Below are 16533 nucleotides of genomic sequence, written 5' to 3'. Positions count from 1 at the left end.
CACGGGCACGCGAGCCAGCACGGGCACGCGAGCCAGCACGGGCACGCCAGCCAGCGCGTTTGGGCTACAGGCGGATGCCGAGGAGGGCGTCCACCGTCTTGGCGAACAAGGCCGGGGCATCCGGGTCGTCGGTGGCGCCGGCGAGGGTCGCCTCCGCCCAACGGTCGGCTGCGGCCAGGGCTCCGGGGGTGTCCAGGTCGTCGGCCAGGCGTGCGCGTACCTCGGCCAGCAGCTCAGCCCCGGACGGCCCGGCAGGGGCGGCGGCAGCCCGCCGCCAACGGTCCAGGCGCTCGTACGCGGCGGTGAGCAGGTCGTCGGTCCAGGTGCGGTCGCTGCGGTAGTGCCCGGAGATCAGCGCCAGCCGGATCGCCATCGGGTCGACCTTGTCGGCGCGCAGCCGGGACACGAAGACCAGGTTGCCGCGGGACTTGGACATCTTCTCACCGTCCAGGCCGATCATCCCGGCGTGCACGTAGTGCTCGGCGAACGGCGCCTGGCCGGTGAGACGCTCGGCGTGCGCGGCGGATGCCTCGTGGTGCGGGAACAGCAGGTCGTTGCCGCCGCCCTGCACGTCGATCCGGTCGCCGAGCAGGTTGAGCGCGATCACCGCGCACTCGATGTGCCAGCCGGGGCGGCCCGGGCCCAGCTCGCCGCCCGGCCAGGACGGTTCGCCCTCGCGGGCGCCGCGCCACAGCAGCGGGTCAAGTGGGTCCCGCTTGCCGGCCCGGTCGGGATCGCCGCCGCGCTCGGGGAAGATCTCCAGCATCTGCTCGCGGGTCAGGTTCGACTCGTAGCCGAAGCTGGGCGTGGCGGAGATGTCAAAGTAGACGTCGCCGGTGCCGTCGTCGAGCCGGTACGCGGCGCCGTCCTTGAGCAGCACCTCGACCTTGTCGGCGATGTCCGGGATCGACTCGACAGCGCCCACGTAGTGCGCCGGCGGGATGATCCGCAGCGCCTCCATGTCCTCCCGGAACAGCGCCGTCTCGCGCATCGCCAGGACCACCCAGTCCTCGCCGTCGCGGGCGGCCCGCTCCAGCAGTGGGTCGTCGATGTCGGTGACGTTCTGCACATAGCGCACCGGGCGGCCGGCGTCGCGCCACATCCGCTGCACCAGGTCGAAGGTGATCATGGTGGCGGCGTGACCGAGGTGCGTGGCGTCGTACGGGGTGATGCCGCAGACGTACATGCTTCCCGCGTCGGCCGGCTCACTCGGGTGGACGCCCTGCCGCGCCGAGTCGTACAACGCCAGTGGCTCGCCCCTGCCCGGCAGCCGTGGCACCTCGTGTCCCGCCCAAGACTCCATGGGATCAGCCTAGCCAGCCCGGCGACGACCCCGGAGCACCTCACGGGTGATCAAGATGACAGCGGGTCACATGGGCGGCCAGGGCATCGCCGGCCAGTCCTCCGGAGGCTGGGGGAAGCAGCCGGTCTCGCGCAGCCGGTCGACCCGGGCGGCCACCTCGGCCACCTCACTGATCGTCAGATGGTCGGCCAACTCCGCGCCGAGCCCACCGGCGACCTGCCCGGCCAGTGCGTCGAGCATCTCCACGGCGTCCGCGGGCAGCCGCTTGCCGGCCCAACCCCAGAGCACCGTGCGTAGCTTGTCCTCCACGTGGAAGCTCACCCCGTGGTCCACGCCGTAGATCCGGTCGTCGGCACCGACGAGCACGTGACCGCCCTTGCGGTCGGCGTTGTTGAGCACCGCGTCGAGCACCGCGAGCCGGGCCAGCCGCGGGTCGTCGGCGTGCGCGAGGGCGTACGCGGCGCCGTCGTCGTCCCGGGCCGCGGCGATCGGGATCCAGCGTGGCGGCAACTCCCCGGCGGGCAGGAAACCGACAAGCGGTTCGGCGTCCTCCGGCTCGTCGATCCACAGCTGGCAGGAGCCGGGGCCGAACGGGCCGTCCCGCAGCACGGTGGGCGGCACCAGGTCCCACCCGGTGGCCCGGGAGACCAGGTACGCCGAGACCTCCCGACCAGCCAGCGTGCCGTCGGGGAAGTCCCAGAGGGGGCGCTCGCCCCGGACCGGCTTGTAGACGCAGCGGGCGGTCAACCCGTCCAGGGTCAGGATGCCGCGCAGCGTCGTGTTCGACGCGTCGACCAGCCGACCCTCCAGGTCGAGGACGCCGTCACGCAGCAGCCGCAGCGCGGCGTCGCCGTCCTGGCGAGGCTGAAGGTCGGACGAGGTCACCGGTGATAACCGTTGTGCCGCGGGCAGAGGTGCCCGGCGGGGTCCAACGGTTGGCCGCAGAGCGGGCACGGTGGCCGGCCCGCGTTGACCACTCGCCGGGCCCGCTCGATGAACTGGCGGGTCGCCTGCGGGGTGAGCCGGACCCGGAGCCGATCCAGGTCCTCGTCCGGCTCTTCGTCCTCGTCGTCGTCCTCGTCGTCGTCGCCGAGCTCGACCTCGGGCTCCACCTCGCCCGTCGCGATCGCCTCGATCACCACTGTCGCGGTGTCCACGTCGAAGGCCAGCCCGAGCGTCCCGACCCGGAACTCCTCGTCGACCGGAGTGTCCAGCGGCTCGTTGTCGCCGATCACCGGCGCCAACTCGGGCAGGTCCACCCCGAAGCGACGCTGGGCCTCGGTGAGCAGCTCCTCAAGCTTCTCGGCGAGCAGGGACACCTGGACCTTCTCCAGCGCGACGCTGACCAGCCTGCCGCCGCCGCGGGCCTGCAGGAAGAACGTGCGCTCCCCCGGCGGCCCGACAGTCCCGGCGACGAACCGCTCCGGCGGTTCGAAGGCGTGCACCTGGTGGGTCATACCCACGACCCTATCCGGCCCGCCCTGGCACCGCGCACCCCACCGACGCGAATCGCCGCAGCGGCGGCGCGCCCGGCGTACGAGGGGCTATACCCGGGCGTGGCGGCCTTTCCGGCGTGCGCTGACGCTCCGGCCGGGGGTGGTGTCGTGACGCGCCTCACCGTGACGCACCCGCTCCACCGCCGACGGCCGCGTCCGAGTCGGCCACGCGGTTCGCGCGCCGACGCCGCTTGGCTGGCGGCGGCACCAGCGCCGCCAGGTCGCCACCGGTGTCGTTGAGCCGCACCAGAAACGGACGCAGCGGCGTGAACCGAATCGCCGTCACCGACGCCGGGTCGGCCACGATCCGCTGAAAGGCATCCAGGTGTACGCCGAGCGCGTCCGCCACGATGGCCTTGATCACATCGCCGTGGCTGCACGCCAACCAGACCGCCGCGGGCCCGTGTTCGGCGTTCACCCGGGCGTCCCAGGCTCGAACCGCCGCCACTGCACGTGCCGCCATCGCCGCCATCGCCTCCCCACCCGGGAAGACCGCCGCGCTGGGGTGCTGCTGGACCACCGGCCAGAGCGGCTCCTTGGCCAGCTTCTTCAGCGGCTGCCCCTCCCAGCTGCCGTAGTCGCACTCGATCAGGCCGTCCTCGACCACCGGGGTGGCCTGCGGGAGCGCCAATTCCAGGGTCTGCCGGCAGCGGATCAGCGGGCTGGTCACCACGGCGGCCAGCGGCACCGCCCGCAGCCGCTCGCCGACCGCTGTGGCCTGGGCGCGCCCGGTGTCGTCCAACTCGACAGGCTGGCGGCCGGCCAGACCGCCATCGGCGTTCGCCGTGGTTCGGCCGTGTCGCAGAAGCAGAAGGGTCGCCACGGGACCACCCTATGACCTGTGCCCCGCGCCGGGCCGTCGCGGGCGGCGGGATGACGAGTGCGGCCCCCGGCTCCGCCTGCGGGCGGAGCTGGGGGCCGTCGGCAGATCGGTCAGGTGGCGTCGATAGCGCCGGTCAGCAGCAGGGCCAGGACCAGGGTGCCCAGCGCCACCCGGTACAGCACGAAGACGTACAGGGTGTGGTGCGCCACGTAGCGCAACAACCAGGCGATGGCCGCGTAGCCGATGCCGAACGCGATGAGGGTGGCCACGATCGTCTGGGCCACCGTGGGCACTGACGTGCCCGGGGCGGACGGTTCGAAGACGTCCCCGAGGCTGAACACGCCGGACATCACCACCGCCGGAATGGCCAGCAGGAACGAGTACCGTGCCGCCGCCTCCCGGGTCAGGTTGAGCAGCAGCCCTGCGGTGAGCGTGCCGCCGGAGCGGGACACCCCGGGGACCAGCGCCATCGCCTGGGCGAAGCCCATCACGATGCCGTCCTTCATCCGGAAGTTCTCCAGGGTGCGGGTCTGCCGCCCCCAGTACTCGGCGAACGCCAACACGAAGGCGAACACGATCAGCGTGGTCGCCACCACCCACAGGTTGCGCCCGGCGGTCTTGATCTGGTCCTTGAACACGAAACCGAACAGCCCGATCGGGATCGAGCCGACGATCACGTACCAGCCCATCCGGTAGTCGAGGCTGGAGCGGACCGACGTGTCCCGGATGCCCACCAGCCAGGTCCTGGTGATACGCCAGATGTCCTTCGCGAAGTAGATCAGCACTGCCGCTTCGGTGCCGAGCTGGGTGACCGCTGTGAACGACGCGCCGGCGTCCCGGTCGAAGAAGATCGCCGAGGTGATCCGCAGATGCCCCGACGAGCTGACCGGAAGGAACTCGGTCAGTCCCTGAACGATGCCCAGGACGATGGCCTCGACCCAGGTCACTCGCCGACTCCCGAGAGGTCGAGAGCCTCGGCGACGGTACGCAGGGTCTGCACACCGCTGTCCCGGTCGGCCACGAAGAGGGTCACCGACAGCGTGGTGACGCCGGCTGCGGCGTACTCCCGCATCCGCTCGGCGATGCGCTCCTTCGGACCGAGCAGCGAGGTGCGGTCGATGAACTCCATGGGTACGGCGGCGGCGGCGTCGCGCTGCCGCTTGGCCAGGTACAGGTCCTGTACCTCGCGGGCCGCGTCGCCGTAGCCCATCCGGGTGGCGAGCTGGTTGTAGAAGTTCTGCTGCCGGCTGCCCATGCCGCCCACGTAGAGCGCGGCGTACCAGCGGACGAGTTCGGCGCAGGAGGCCACGTCGTCGCCGATCACCACGGGCACCGACGGCACCACGTCGAAACCGGCCAACTCCTTGCCGACCTTGGCCCGCCCGGCGCGCACCGAGGCGAGCTGCTCCTCGGCGAACTCCGGGGCGTAGAACACGGCCAGCCAGCCGTCGGCGATTTCGCCGGCCAGCTCCAGGTTCTTCGGGCCGACCGCGGCCAGGTAGATCGGTATGTGCTCGCGGGGTGGGTGGAAGCCCAGTCGCAGGGCCTTGCCCGGGCCGTCCGGCAGCGGCAGCGTGTAGTGCTCGCCGTCGTACGCCACCTCCTTGCGGGCGATGGCCAGCTTGACGATGTCGACGAACTCGCGGGTCCGGGCCAGCGGCTTGGCGAAGCGCACGCCGTGCCAGCCCTCGGACACCTGCGGGCCGGAGACACCCAGGCCGAGCCGGAACCGACCGCCGGAGAGCGCGTCGATAGTGGCGGCGGTCATGGCGGTGGCCGCCGGCGTACGGGCGGGGATCTGCATCACCGCGGCGCCGACGTCGATCCGTTCGGTCTGGCCGGCCATCCAGGCGAGCATGCTGGGCGAGTCGGAGCCGTAGGCCTCCGCCGCCCACACCACCGAATAGCCCAGCCGGTCCGCCTCCTGGGCCAGCGCCAGGTGGTCGGCCGGTGTGCTCCACGCCGTCTGGTATCCGAGACTGAGCCCGAGTCGCACTGGTCCTCCCCCATCCGTGGCACAGGTCGCCCCAGGTTACGCAATGCCGATAACGGACTCGATCACCGGCTCGACACAGTTGATCCCCCCTCCATCGGGGCAGCCCGGGGCGGCGGAACCGGCAGAACCGGCAGAGATACGGGAGCGAGGATATCCGTGGCGGCAGGTTCGAAATAAGGTTCACCCATGCAACAGCGACCGCTCGGCCGAAGCGGGCTGGCGGTTTCCCGGCTCGCGCTCGGCACCATGACCTGGGGCCGGGACACCGACGCCGACGATGCGGCCGCTCAGCTGAAGAGTTACCTCGACGCGGGCGGCAACCTGATCGACACCGCCGACGTGTACGGCGACGGCGACGCCGAGTCGGTGATCGGCTCGCTGCTGGGCTCTCTCGTCCCCCGCGAGGAGCTGCTGATCGCCACCAAGGCCGGGCTGCGCCCCGGCAGTGGCCGCCGCCGGGACGGCTCCCGGGGGCACCTGCTGCGCACGTTGGACGCGTCGCTGCGCCGGCTCGGCACCGACCACGTCGACCTGTTCCAGGTGCACGGGTACGACCCGGACACCCCGCTGGAGGAGACCTTGGCCGCCCTGGACCACGCGGTGGCCAGCGGCAAGGTCCGCTACGTCGGGGTGTCGAACTTCTCCGGCTGGCAGACCGCGCGGGCCGCCGCCTGGCAGACCGCCTGGCCGGGGCGGGCGCCGGTGGTCGCGTCCCAGGTGGAGTATTCGCTGCTGGAGCGGGGCGTCGAGCGGGAGGTGCTGCCCGCGTGCGACGCGCTCGGCCTCGGCGTGCTGCCCTGGTCGCCGCTGGGCCGGGGCGTGCTCACCGGCAAGTACCGGCACGGCCGCCCGGCCGACTCCCGGGCCGCGTCGCCGCACTTCGAACGGTTCGTCTCGACGTACCTGGAGCCGCGCTGCTCCAGCATCGTGGAGGCGGTGGCGACCGCGGCCGGTGGGCTGGGGGTGTCGCCGTTGGAGGTGGCGTTGGCGTGGATCCGGGACCGGCCCGGCGTGACCGCGCCGATCCTCGGCGCCCGCACGGTGGGGCAACTGCTCGGCGCGCTCGCCGTGGAACGGATCACCCTGCCCGAGGAGATCACCACCGCACTGGACGACGTCTCCGCTGTGCCGGTCGGCTACCCCGAACGCGACGGCTGACCAGCAGGCCAGGTCACGGCTGACCCAGCGCGCCGAGTCACGGCTGGCCCCGCAGGCCGGGTCACGGTTGAGGGCGCTGCCCGGGGAGGTCGTGGATCGCGGTCAGGAAGCGCGACTGGTCGTCGCGGAGCGCGGGCTGAGTGAGCCGGATCCACGAGCCGTCGTCGAAGACGATCGTGGACGTCAGCTGGACGAGCCCGGTCGCGCCGCGCTCCGAGTCGACCCGGGCCACCCGGTCGCGGCGCACACTCCACAGCACCCGCGGTTGCCGTCGGTCGGGACGGTCGGCGTCCGGACGGGGGCCCATCCGCAGCAGGTGCAGGTGGGTGTCGGTCACCGCCAGCGGGGTGCCGCTGTAACGCTCCAGGAAGAGCAGCAGGCTGCCGGCGAGGGTGGCGAGGTCGCCGCTGAAGACGAACCGGCGACGGTAGGCGATCTCGGCGAGCTGCTCGGCCAGCGGGCGGTACAGGCTGAGCCGGAACAGGGCGCGGAACGCCTCCTGCTCCTCGGTGAGCGGGATGGGATCCCGCTGCACCCGCTGGTGTGGTGGGGCCGGCTCCGGTTCGGCCGCCTCCGGCACACCGGCGGCGATGGCACCGGCCTTGCCGGGCAGCAGCAGCACGCCCGCGGCCAGCCGGACCGGCGTCAGCACCGCGTCCACCCAGACCACCGGGTTGACGATGTTGAGTAACCCGAACAGCACCTTCGGGTCGAGCGAGTCGACAAACTCGTCGGCCATCACATCGGCGAGCTGCCGACCGGCCTTGTGGGTCTGCGGGGCGCGGACCGGGCCGAGCCCCACATAGCGAAGCTCCTGCCCGGGCAGCAGTGGCGCGACGAGGGCACGCTCGGGTTCGTCGCTGGTGCGGAACTCGTCGCGCAGCTCACGGGCCTTGTCCCGGGCGGTCCGCGCGCCGCCGAGCACCGCGTCGGTGAACCGACCGAGCCGGCCTCGCTCCCCTGACATCACGCGTTCCTCTCTAGCGGCCCGCCGGCTGACCCGCCGGCGGCTGCCCGAAGACGACCGGCCGAGGCTGGTCGGTTCAGCGATCTTGCACTTACTGCACTCGCATAAGGGGCACCGAGGGCATGTCGGCGACCGAGACCGCAAGATCGGCGTGATGGGCACGGGGTGGCACGAACCGCCCATGGCCGCGTCGTTGGTCACTCCGGAGGGGGTGGCGAACGGCCGCTGGGCTGGGCAGCATGGAGGGCATGGACTACGAGTACGCGCCACTGCGGCTGCCGCCGAACGTCGACCGGTTGACCGCCGCGGCGCAGTTGGCGATCCAGGCGGAGTTCTCCGGATGGGAGTTGGCCCGGGTGCGGCTGTACCGGGACGGCACGCGACAGGTGGTGCTGCGGCGTCGGCGGGTCAACCAGCCGCAGCCGGGTCTGTCGTACTGACCACCGGGCGGTGCCGCCCGAGGCCGGAGTCGGCCCCGGGCGGCACCCGGCCTAGTGCTGGTGCCCGGCGTGGTCGTGGTCGTCGTCGAGCTCCAGGAACGGGTGCTCGTCGAGCCGACCGACCAGCCGGTCGTCGGCAGCCGGCTGGAACGGGCCGACCGCGTCGTCGTCGTCGAACGACTCCAGATCGACCGGGGTGCCCACCTCGCTGACCATGACCACCCCGTCTAGCGGCTCCAGCTCGGGGACGTCCAACGCGCCGAGCGAGCCGTCACCGCTCTGCAGCAGCTCCAGCACCGCCTCGCCGACGCCCTCCACCGGCGCCGGCTCGTCGTCCTCCGGGGTGCCCTCGCGGCGGGCCGCCTCTGCCACCCGCAGCAGCGCGGCGACGCTCGGCACCCGGTAGTCACGACGCTGACGCACCGAGATCACCCGGGGGTGCGGGTCGCTGGCCTCGGCACCCTCGCCGCCGCCGAAACGCTCGTCGGCCTCGTCCGGGTCGATCGAGTCGACATCCCACGGCGTCACCTCGCCGAAGGCGTCGAGCAGTCGCTCGTCGTACGCGAAGGAGGCGTTGTTCAACGCCACGTACGCCTGCCAGACGTCGTCGTCGTCGACGCGGCCCTGCGCGGCGCGTACGGCGGCCAGGTGGTGGCGGGCCGCTTCGATCACCCGCTCGAGAGCGGCGTCCAGCTCACCATGCTGGTCGGTCATGTGGGGCAGTCCCTTCACGATGGGGAGATTGCGCGCCGGCGGCCACCGCCGGACACGACTAGCAGGTGCGGAGGAACCGGTCGAGAACCCGCACGCCGAACTGTAGTCCGTCCACCGGAACCCGCTCGTCGATGCCGTGGAACAACGCCGAGAAGTTCAGGTCGGCGGGCAGCCGCAGCGGGGCGAACCCGAAGCAGCGGACGCCGAGCTGCGAGAACGCCTTGGCGTCGGTGCCGCCGGAGAGCATGTAGGGGACGGGCCGCGCCCCCGGGTCCTCCGCGCGCAGGGCCGCCGACATGGCCTCGACCAGGTCACCGTCGAAGGTGGTCTCCAGCGCCGGCTGCCGCTGGACGTACTCGATCGCGATGTCCGGGCCGACCAGCTCGCGCAGCTGCCGCTCCAGCAGCTCGGACTGCCCGGGCAGGCTGCGGCAGTCGATGGTGGCGGTGGCCCGGCCGGGGATGACGTTGTCCTTGTAGCCGGCGCTCAACCGGGTCGGGTTGGCGGTGTTGCGGATGGTCGCGCCGATGATGTTGGCGATGGGGCCGAGCTTCGCGATGGCCGTCTCCGGGTCGTCCGGGTCCAACTCGATGCCGAGCAGGTCGGAGACCTCGGTCAGGAAGGCCCGCACGGTGTCGGTGACCACCACCGGGAAGCGGTGCCGGCCGATCCGGGCGACCGCCTCGGCGAGCGCGGTGACGGCGTTGTCGTCGTGCATCATCGAGCCGTGCCCGGGGCGACCCTTGGCGTGCAGCCGCAGCCAGTCGATGCCCTTCTCGGCGGTCTCGATGAGGTAGAGCCGCTGGCTGTCGTTGACCGAGTAGGAGAAGCCGCCGACCTCACCGATCGCCTCGGTGCAGCCGTCGAAGAGGCCCCGGTGGTTGTCCACCAGGAAACGCGCGCCGTAGTCGCTGCCCGCCTCCTCGTCGGCGGTGTACGCGAGCACGATGTCGCGCGGGGGTCGTACGCCGGTGCGCTGCCAGTGCCGCACCACGGCGAGCACCATCGCGTCGAAGTCCTTCATGTCGATGGCGCCCCGGCCCCAGAGGTAGCCGTCGCGCAGCTCGCCGGAGAACGGACCCACCGACCACTCGTCGGCGTCGGCGGGCACCACGTCCAGGTGGCCGTGCACGAGCAGCGCGCCCCGGCTCGGGTCGGTGCCCGGGATGCGGGCCACCACGTTCGCCCGGCCCGGCGCGGACTCGTGCAGGACGGACTCCACGCCCACCTCGGCGAGCTTCTCCGCCACGTACTCGGCTGCGCGGCGCTCGCCGACGCTGGTGTCGTTGTCACCGGTGTTGGTGGTGTCGATGCGCAGCAGGTCGCGGCAGAGGTCCACGACCTCTGCGGTGGGGTCGGGCAGGGCGGAGGCGGCATCGCTCGTCATCGCCTCTTCATACCAGCCCGGGCCGCTCGACAGGCCGGCGCGGGTGGACGCATCGACGGCTCGGTTTCGCGTTGGCCGCGTTCGGGTACCGCCGCCCACGACCGTACGTCCCTGCCGGAGCTTCCGCCCGCCAGTCGAGGAGGGCACCATGTCCGCCGTTCCCCTGCCGCCGCTGCCGCCCGTACCCGAGGAGGGCTACCGGCCCGCCGGTATCAGCATCGCCGACATCGTCGACCGGGAGCACCGGCAACTACTGGCGCTGCTGGACCAGCTTTCCGGCCCGGACACCAGCCCGCAGGAGGGATTGGCGGTGCTCACCGCCGCGCTGTCGCGGCACCTGTCCGCCGAGGAGCAGTACCTGCTGCCGGCGGTCCGCGCGGCGCTGCCGGCGGCCACCGAGCGGGTGGACGCGGAGATCAACGCCGACGCGGCCCTGCTGAGCGCCCTGAAAGGGCTGACGGACGAGGCGCTGACCGAGATCGCCGAGCGGGTCCGCCGGCATGTCGACGGGGTGGGCGCGCTGGTCACCGAGCTGCGCGCGGTGGCAACCCAGGAGGAGCTGATCCGGCTCGGTAACCGGTTGGAGATCGCCGAGGAGGCCGCGCCGACCCGACCGCACCCGGGCACGCCGGCCACCCCTCCGTGGAACCGGATCGTGGAGCCGGCGGTCGGGGTGGTGGACAAGGTCCTCGACGCGGTGACCCGCCGGCCGACGTACCTGGCGGACCTGCCAGAGCCACCGCGCGACAGGTGACCGACGGGACCGCCGGCAATGCATTCATTATCACCGATCCGCTCGGGCTATTCCGCCAGCAGACACGTAGTCCTACCGTCACCCTATGAACCTGGAGCTGCGTCACCTGCGGGTGGTCTGCGCGATCGCGGAGACGGGAAGTGTGACGAAGGCGGCCTCGGCGCTCGGCCTGGCCCAGCCGGCGCTCACCGCCCAGCTCCAACGCATCGAACGGACGCTGGGCGGCCCGCTGTTCGACCGCGACCGGCGCGGGGCCCGGCCCACCGCGCTCGGTGAGCTGGTGCTGGCCCGCGCGCGGGTGCTGCTGCCGGCGATGAAGGGGCTGCAGGACGAGGCCGCCCGACTGGCCGGGGCGGGCGACACGCCACCGTGCTACCGGTTCGGTGGGGTGAACAGCCCGATCCTGGGTCGACTGGTGCACCGGTTGGCGGCCGAGCAGCCACCCGCCCAGATCACCACGTACGCGTCCTGGTCCGTGGACGAGTTGGCGCAGTTGGTGGCCGGCGGTCGGCTGGACTTCGCGCTGGCCGGCGTGTGCGGTGACGCCAGCCCGTCGGCCGGGTTCGGGTTGAGCTGGCAGGAGGTGGCCGTCGACCCGGTGCTGGTGCTGCTGCCGGAGACCCATCCCCTCGCGGCGCAGGACGAGGTCCGCCTCGCCGACCTGCGCCACGAGCAGTGGGTCGCCGCACCGGGTGACGGCTGCTTCGCCGACTGCTTCGCCGCCGCCTGCGCCCGCGCCGGCTTCACCCCCCGCAAGGTGTACGAGACCGACATCCGCGGCTGCGTCGACCTGGTGGAGGCAGGCGTTGCGGTGGCCCTGTGCCAGGCGACGTTCCGCCCGGTGAGCGGTCTGGTCACCCGTCAACTCGCCGGGACGCCGCTGCGCTGGCGGCTGCTGCTCGGCTGGCATCCGGACTCCCACGCCGCCCAGGGTGCGGCGCTGGTGCTGGAGACGGCCAAGGCGGCCTACGTCGACTCGTTGGCGCCGCACCCGGCGTACCTGGCCTGGCTGCCCCGCAACCCGGGGTTCGGCGTCCGGCGTCCCACCGGGGTACGGCCGGGCTGAGCGGCCGGTATTCCCGGCCGCTGCCGGTGCGAACCGCCGTGGGCCGGGTATCTGGCGGACATGACCGACCTCTACCCGCCCGCCGACGACCGCGAACTGCTGCGCCAGGCGGCTGCCGCGCACACCGCCGCCACCCGCGAGGTGGAGGCTTTCCTGCGCCGCCTACCGGCGGTGCCCGATCCGGCCGACGTGACCGAGTACGCCAACCTGCTCACCCGGGAGGACCAGACCCGCGGTGACCGGGACGCCGCTGCGGACGCGGCGGGCCTGACCATCGCAAGCCTGGAATCCGACAAGGGCCAGTAGCAGGACGACGAGCGGTGCCGTCCCTACCCGGGACGGCACCGTCGTGCGGTCGCTCAGCGTTCGACGAGCGGGTCGTGGCCCAGGTCCAGCAGGGAGTGCCGCCAGCTGTCGTCGGCGTTGCCGCGCGACGGCTTGGCGTCCATCAGCTCGCGGATCCGCTCGACCGCCTCCCGCATCACCTCGATGTCCTCCGGGGTGAGGTCCACCTTGCGCTTGTTGAGCACCTTGAGGATCTCCCGGCCGGGCTGGGGCAGGTCGAGGTTCGGGTTCGGGCTGAACGAGTCCTCTCCCGAACCCCGGGTCAGCAGCCAGGTTCGCAGCTGCTCCGACGGGACGTTGACCTCGGCGTGGAAGTCCTCCCAGAGCACTTCCACCTCGGGGTCGAGCCGCGCTTCGCGTACCATCAGGTCTCCTCTCGCAGGCGGCGGCCCGGACGTCTCCGGGTCGTCCTGGTCGGTCTTCGGATGCAGGCCCTCCGCGGGCACCCGCGTCCGACGGGGGTTCGCGGTGGGCGGCGCCAGGATCGGGTCGGGATGGTCGTCCTCGTCCCGGGGTTTCGCGGACTCCGCGGGCTGGTGCGGGTCCTCGTGTTCGTCCTTCCGCGCCGGCCCGCTCATCGCGGGTGTGTGGTCGTGGCGGCGGTGTACCCCCGCTCGCCCGCGGTCACGTCGAAGGTGAGTGCGCCGTCGCGGACGTCCACAGTGACCTTCTGCCCCGGCGAGATCGCCGACTCCAGCAGCATCCGGGACAGGTGGTTGTCCACCTCCCGCTGGATCACCCGGCGCAGCGGGCGAGCACCGAATTCCGGCTGGTAGCCGTGCTCGGCGAGCCAGTCGATGCCGGCGGTGGTGAACTCCACCTGGAGGTCCTGGGCGTGCATCCGGCGGCGGGTCTCCTCCAGCAGCAGCGCGGTGATGTCGCGCAGCTGCTCGGCCTCCAGCCGGCGGAAGATGATGACCTCGTCGATGCGGTTGAGGAACTCCGGGCGGAAGTTCTCCTGCAGGCGGCGCATGAGCCGCTCCCGCAGCTCGTTGCTCTCCTGCTCGCTGCCCACGTCCCCGGTGCCGAAGCCGACCGAGCGCTGAGCGCCGGTGATCAGCTCGGAGCCGAGGTTGCTCGTCATGATCAGGACGGTGTTCTTGAAGTTCACAGTGCGACCCTGACTGTCGGTGAGCCGCCCGTCGTCGAGCACCTGGAGCAGGATGTTGAACACGTCCGGGTGGGCCTTCTCGATCTCGTCGAGCAGCACCACCGCGTACGGGCGGCGCCGCACCGCCTCGGTGAGCTGACCGGCCTCCTCGTAGCCGACGTATCCGGGCGGCGCGCCGACCAGCCGGCTGACCGTGTGCCGCTCCTGGAACTCGCTCATGTCCACCCGGACCATCCGGTCCGCCTCGCCGAACAACGCCTCGGCCAGGGCCCGCGCCAACTCGGTCTTGCCGACGCCGGTCGGGCCGAGGAACAGGAAGCTGCCCATCGGCCGCTCCGGGTCGGCCAGCCCGGCCCGGGAGCGGCGCACCGCCTCCGCGACAGCGGTGACCGCGTCGTCCTGACCGACCACCTTCTGGTGCAGGTGGCCCTCCAGGCGCAGCAGCCGGTCGCGTTCCTCCTCGGTGAGCTGGCTGACCGGGATGCCGGTGGCCCGGGAGACCACCTCGGCGATCTCCTGCGGGCCCACCTCGGGCACCTGGGAGCCGGACGAACCGTCCTCGCCGTTCGCCCGTCGGATGTCCTCCTCCAACTCGGCGATCCGGTCGCGCAGCGCGGAGGCCCGCTCGTACTGCTCGTCGGTGACGGCCTGTTCCTTGTCCCGGCGTACCTCGTCGAGTTGCTGCTCCAGCTCCCGCACGTCGGACGCGGGGGTGCGGGTGCGCAGCCGCACCCGGGCGCCGGCCTGGTCGATGAGGTCAATCGCCTTGTCCGGCAGGAACCGGTCGGTGACGTACCGGTCGGACAGCTCGGCGGCGGCGACCAGCGCCTCGTCGGTGAAGCGCACCTGGTGGTGGGCCTCGTACCGGTCGCGCAGCCCGCGCAGGATGGCGATGGTGTCGTCGACGCTCGGCTCGGGCACCAGCACCGGCTGGAAGCGCCGGGCCAGCGCGGCGTCCTTCTCGATGCTCTTGCGGTACTCGTCCAGCGTCGTCGCGCCGATCACCCGCAGCTCGCCGCGGGCGAGGGCGGGCTTGAGCATGTTCGACGCGTCCATTCCGCCCTCGCTGCCGGCGCCACCGGCCCCGACCAGGGTGTGGATCTCGTCCATGAAGATGATCAGCTCGTCCCGGTGCGCCCGGATCTCGTCGATCACCTTCTTCAGCCGTTCCTCGAAGTCGCCCCGGTAGCGGGTGCCGGCGACCAGACCAGCCAGGTCGAGCTGGACGACCCGCTTGCCGAGCAGGGTCTGCGGTACGTCGCCGTCGCAGATCCGTTCGGCCAGCCCCTCGACGATGGCGGTCTTGCCGACACCGGCCTCGCCGATCAGCACCGGGTTGTTCTTGGTCCGCCGGGACAGGATCTCCACGGCCTGCTCGATCTCGTCGGCCCGCCCGACCACCGGGTCGATCTGGTCGTTGCGGGCCAGGTCGGTGAGGTCCTGCCCGTACTGGTCCAGGGTGGGGGTGCCGCGGTCCGGCTTCGGGCCGGTCATCGGCCCGCGCTCGGCGTTGGCGGCCTGCAATGACTCGGGTTGGATCCGGCCGGCGGCCAGCATCCGCCCGGCCGGCGACTCCGGGTTGAGCGGCAGCGCCATCAGGATGTGCTCGGGGCCGATGTAGTTGGCGCCCATCGCCCGGGACAGCTGGTGGGCGTCGAGCAGCGCCCGCTTGGCGGCGGGGGTCAACGACAGGTTGGGCGGCACCTCCCCGCGCGGCGCGCCGTCGCCCTTCCCGCCGAGGGCGTTGAGCAGGGTGTCCGGGTCAGCCCCGGCCCGGCGTACCAGGTCACGCAGCGGTTCGCGTTGCAGCGCCGCCCAGAGCAGGTGGTCGGTGTCCAGGTCGCTGCTCTGCCGTTGCGCGGCCCGCCGGGCCGCGTCGGCCAGCATCTCCCGGGCGTCGGCCGTCATCAGTCGGGTGATGTCGACCCGGTGCGGCGGTCGGCGCCCTCCCTCGCCCCGGCCGAAGTACCTGGCCAGGAATTCGTCCCACGGGTCGGAGCCGATGTCACCGGGTCCCATCATGTCTGTCCTCCGCAGTAGGGCTCGGCACGGTCGGCAGGGGCTACCCGGCGCGCGCCCCGACAAACGCCGCAGGTGGCGGAGGACCGGCATTCCGGGAGTGGCGTCGGGCCGGGGCTGGCCGATGGCGGCAGGCTGGCGGGATGGATGAGACCCCGCTGCTGATCGTGGATGGCGCCAACGTGGTGGGCTCGCGCCCGAACGGGTGGTGGCGTGACCGGGCCGGGGCCGCCGCCCGGTTGCGTGACTCGCTCGCCCCGGTGGCGAGCGTCGGGTTGCCGGCCCGGCTGACCGCCCCGGTGGAGGTGGTCCTGGTGGTCGAGGGGGCCGCGCGGGACGTGCCGGGCACCGAGGGTGTGCGGGTGGTTTCCGCCGCCGGCTCCGGCGACGACACGGTGGTCGAGCTGGTGGAGGGCGCGCCGCTCCGTCGGCGGCTGGTGGTCACCGCCGACCGGGAGTTGCGCGGGCGGGTGACGGCGCTGGGCGCCGAGGTGTACGGCCCGCGCTGGCTCCGCGAAGAACCAACCAGCAACTGAGAAATTCTCGCACTGGGACTCCCACAGATCGGACTCCCGGCACTTCCGAGGGCCTTCCGGACAGGCGGGCAGGAACACCGACAGGGCGGATGTTCTTTCGGGACCGCCGATAGGCTCTAATGGAGATCTCCCCGCCCCCAGGAGGTTCCGCCGTGGCGAGCGTCGCCGAGCTGAAGGCTGCCATCGATGTCGCCCTCCAACAGATCGGAGACGGGCAGACAGCCGTGCAGGCGGCCGGCGAGAAGCTCTCCGAGGCACAGCAGACCCTGGCCGGGGCGCTGGAGGGCAGCGGGCACGAGACGGTGGAGGCGGCCCAGGCGTCGCTGACCCAGGCCAGCCAGGAGCTGGAGGAGTGTCTCGCCGCGACACTTGTCGCGGTGGAGCAGGCGCAGCTCTACGTCTCCACCCTGTAGGCCGC

At 72.3% G+C, this 16533-nt stretch carries 18 protein-coding genes; 7 read left to right on the top strand and 11 right to left on the bottom strand.

From position 1 onward, the window contains the following. Nucleotides 1-64: 64 nt before the first annotated feature. From mshC to ACIA47_RS23505, 6 genes are all read right to left on the bottom strand, one after another. Nucleotides 65-1303: a cysteine--1-D-myo-inosityl 2-amino-2-deoxy-alpha-D-glucopyranoside ligase gene (gene mshC, locus ACIA47_RS23530; RefSeq protein ID WP_396710677.1), complete on the bottom strand. Its 1239-nt coding sequence runs from the start codon at nt 1301-1303 to the stop codon at nt 65-67. Between the two features lie 66 nt (nt 1304-1369). Further along, nucleotides 1370-2188 (bottom strand): SCO1664 family protein, encoded by an 819-nt coding sequence (locus tag ACIA47_RS23525; RefSeq protein WP_203123814.1) that lies wholly within the window; start codon nt 2186-2188, stop codon nt 1370-1372. Next, on the bottom strand, nt 2185-2760 hold the full coding sequence (locus ACIA47_RS23520) for a DUF3090 domain-containing protein (RefSeq protein WP_396710675.1): 576 nt from the start codon (nt 2758-2760) through the stop codon (nt 2185-2187). The genes ACIA47_RS23525 and ACIA47_RS23520 overlap by 4 nt, the downstream gene beginning before the upstream one ends. Nucleotides 2761-2917: 157 nt before the next feature. Then, a complete protein-coding gene (locus ACIA47_RS23515) occupies nt 2918-3622 on the bottom strand; it encodes an MSMEG_4193 family putative phosphomutase (protein WP_203123818.1) in 705 nt (234 codons plus the stop codon). Nucleotides 3623-3732: 110 nt separating this feature from the next. Continuing rightward, on the bottom strand, nt 3733-4569 hold the full coding sequence (locus ACIA47_RS23510; protein WP_203123820.1) for an undecaprenyl-diphosphate phosphatase: 837 nt from the start codon (nt 4567-4569) through the stop codon (nt 3733-3735). Then, on the bottom strand, nt 4566-5618 hold the full coding sequence (locus tag ACIA47_RS23505; RefSeq protein WP_030332780.1) for an LLM class F420-dependent oxidoreductase: 1053 nt from the start codon (nt 5616-5618) through the stop codon (nt 4566-4568). The genes ACIA47_RS23510 and ACIA47_RS23505 overlap by 4 nt, the downstream gene beginning before the upstream one ends. A 186-nt stretch (nt 5619-5804) precedes the next feature. Between ACIA47_RS23505 and ACIA47_RS23500 the strand changes: the two genes are divergently transcribed. Further along, nucleotides 5805-6776 carry an aldo/keto reductase gene (locus ACIA47_RS23500; protein ID WP_112587412.1) on the top strand — a complete coding sequence of 324 codons (972 nt, stop codon included), beginning with the start codon at nt 5805-5807 and terminating at the stop codon, nt 6774-6776. Nucleotides 6777-6837: 61 nt separating this feature from the next. Here ACIA47_RS23500 and ACIA47_RS23495 read toward each other — a convergent pair whose 3' ends face one another. Further along, nucleotides 6838-7743, bottom strand: coding sequence for a hypothetical protein (locus ACIA47_RS23495; protein WP_396710672.1), 906 nt, complete (start codon nt 7741-7743; stop codon nt 6838-6840). Between the two features lie 248 nt (nt 7744-7991). On the opposite strand from ACIA47_RS23495, the gene ACIA47_RS23490 reads away from it, so the two are divergent. Then, nucleotides 7992-8183 carry a DUF5703 family protein gene (locus ACIA47_RS23490; protein ID WP_013734349.1) on the top strand — a complete coding sequence of 64 codons (192 nt, stop codon included), beginning with the start codon at nt 7992-7994 and terminating at the stop codon, nt 8181-8183. Between the two features lie 51 nt (nt 8184-8234). On the opposite strand, the gene ACIA47_RS23485 is transcribed toward ACIA47_RS23490, so the two are convergent. Both ACIA47_RS23485 and ACIA47_RS23480 read right to left on the bottom strand, forming a co-directional pair. Next, nucleotides 8235-8897 carry a hypothetical protein gene (locus ACIA47_RS23485; protein ID WP_091408864.1) on the bottom strand — a complete coding sequence of 221 codons (663 nt, stop codon included), beginning with the start codon at nt 8895-8897 and terminating at the stop codon, nt 8235-8237. Nucleotides 8898-8955: 58 nt separating this feature from the next. Continuing rightward, nucleotides 8956-10284: a M20/M25/M40 family metallo-hydrolase gene (locus tag ACIA47_RS23480; protein ID WP_203123824.1), complete on the bottom strand. Its 1329-nt coding sequence runs from the start codon at nt 10282-10284 to the stop codon at nt 8956-8958. A gap of 148 nt (nt 10285-10432) precedes the next feature. Here ACIA47_RS23480 and ACIA47_RS23475 point away from each other — a divergent pair, with 148 nt between their 5' ends. The 3 genes from ACIA47_RS23475 (at nt 10433) to ACIA47_RS23465 (ending at nt 12410) form a co-directional block, all read left to right on the top strand. Continuing rightward, a complete protein-coding gene (locus tag ACIA47_RS23475) occupies nt 10433-11038 on the top strand; it encodes a hemerythrin domain-containing protein (protein ID WP_396710669.1) in 606 nt (201 codons plus the stop codon). Between the two features lie 85 nt (nt 11039-11123). Beyond that, the gene (locus ACIA47_RS23470; RefSeq protein ID WP_396710667.1) at nt 11124-12104 is read left to right on the top strand and encodes a LysR family transcriptional regulator; all 981 of its coding nucleotides are present in this window, start codon (nt 11124-11126) and stop codon (nt 12102-12104) included. A gap of 60 nt (nt 12105-12164) precedes the next feature. Further along, nucleotides 12165-12410 carry a hypothetical protein gene (locus ACIA47_RS23465; RefSeq protein ID WP_053655798.1) on the top strand — a complete coding sequence of 82 codons (246 nt, stop codon included), beginning with the start codon at nt 12165-12167 and terminating at the stop codon, nt 12408-12410. 53 nt (nt 12411-12463) lie between these two features. On the opposite strand, the gene ACIA47_RS23460 is transcribed toward ACIA47_RS23465, so the two are convergent. Beyond that, nucleotides 12464-12814, bottom strand: coding sequence for a DUF3140 domain-containing protein (locus ACIA47_RS23460; protein ID WP_396710809.1), 351 nt, complete (start codon nt 12812-12814; stop codon nt 12464-12466). 209 nt (nt 12815-13023) lie between these two features. Beyond that, a complete protein-coding gene (locus ACIA47_RS23455) occupies nt 13024-15582 on the bottom strand; it encodes an ATP-dependent Clp protease ATP-binding subunit (RefSeq protein WP_203123828.1) in 2559 nt (852 codons plus the stop codon). A gap of 140 nt (nt 15583-15722) precedes the next feature. Between ACIA47_RS23455 and ACIA47_RS23450 the strand changes: the two genes are divergently transcribed. Together ACIA47_RS23450 and ACIA47_RS23445 are read left to right on the top strand one after the other, a co-directional pair. Then, on the top strand, nt 15723-16115 hold the full coding sequence (locus ACIA47_RS23450; protein WP_203123831.1) for a hypothetical protein: 393 nt from the start codon (nt 15723-15725) through the stop codon (nt 16113-16115). Between the two features lie 152 nt (nt 16116-16267). After that, on the top strand, nt 16268-16528 hold the full coding sequence (locus ACIA47_RS23445; RefSeq protein ID WP_030332749.1) for a hypothetical protein: 261 nt from the start codon (nt 16268-16270) through the stop codon (nt 16526-16528). Nucleotides 16529-16533: the final 5 nt, after the last annotated feature.

This window comes from Micromonospora sp. NPDC051227, from assembly GCF_044455385.1.
Classification (GTDB): Bacteria; Actinomycetota; Actinomycetes; order Mycobacteriales; family Micromonosporaceae; genus Micromonospora.
The sequence above is the reverse complement of the archived record's forward strand: the minus strand, read 5'-3'. Positions and strand labels throughout refer to the sequence as shown.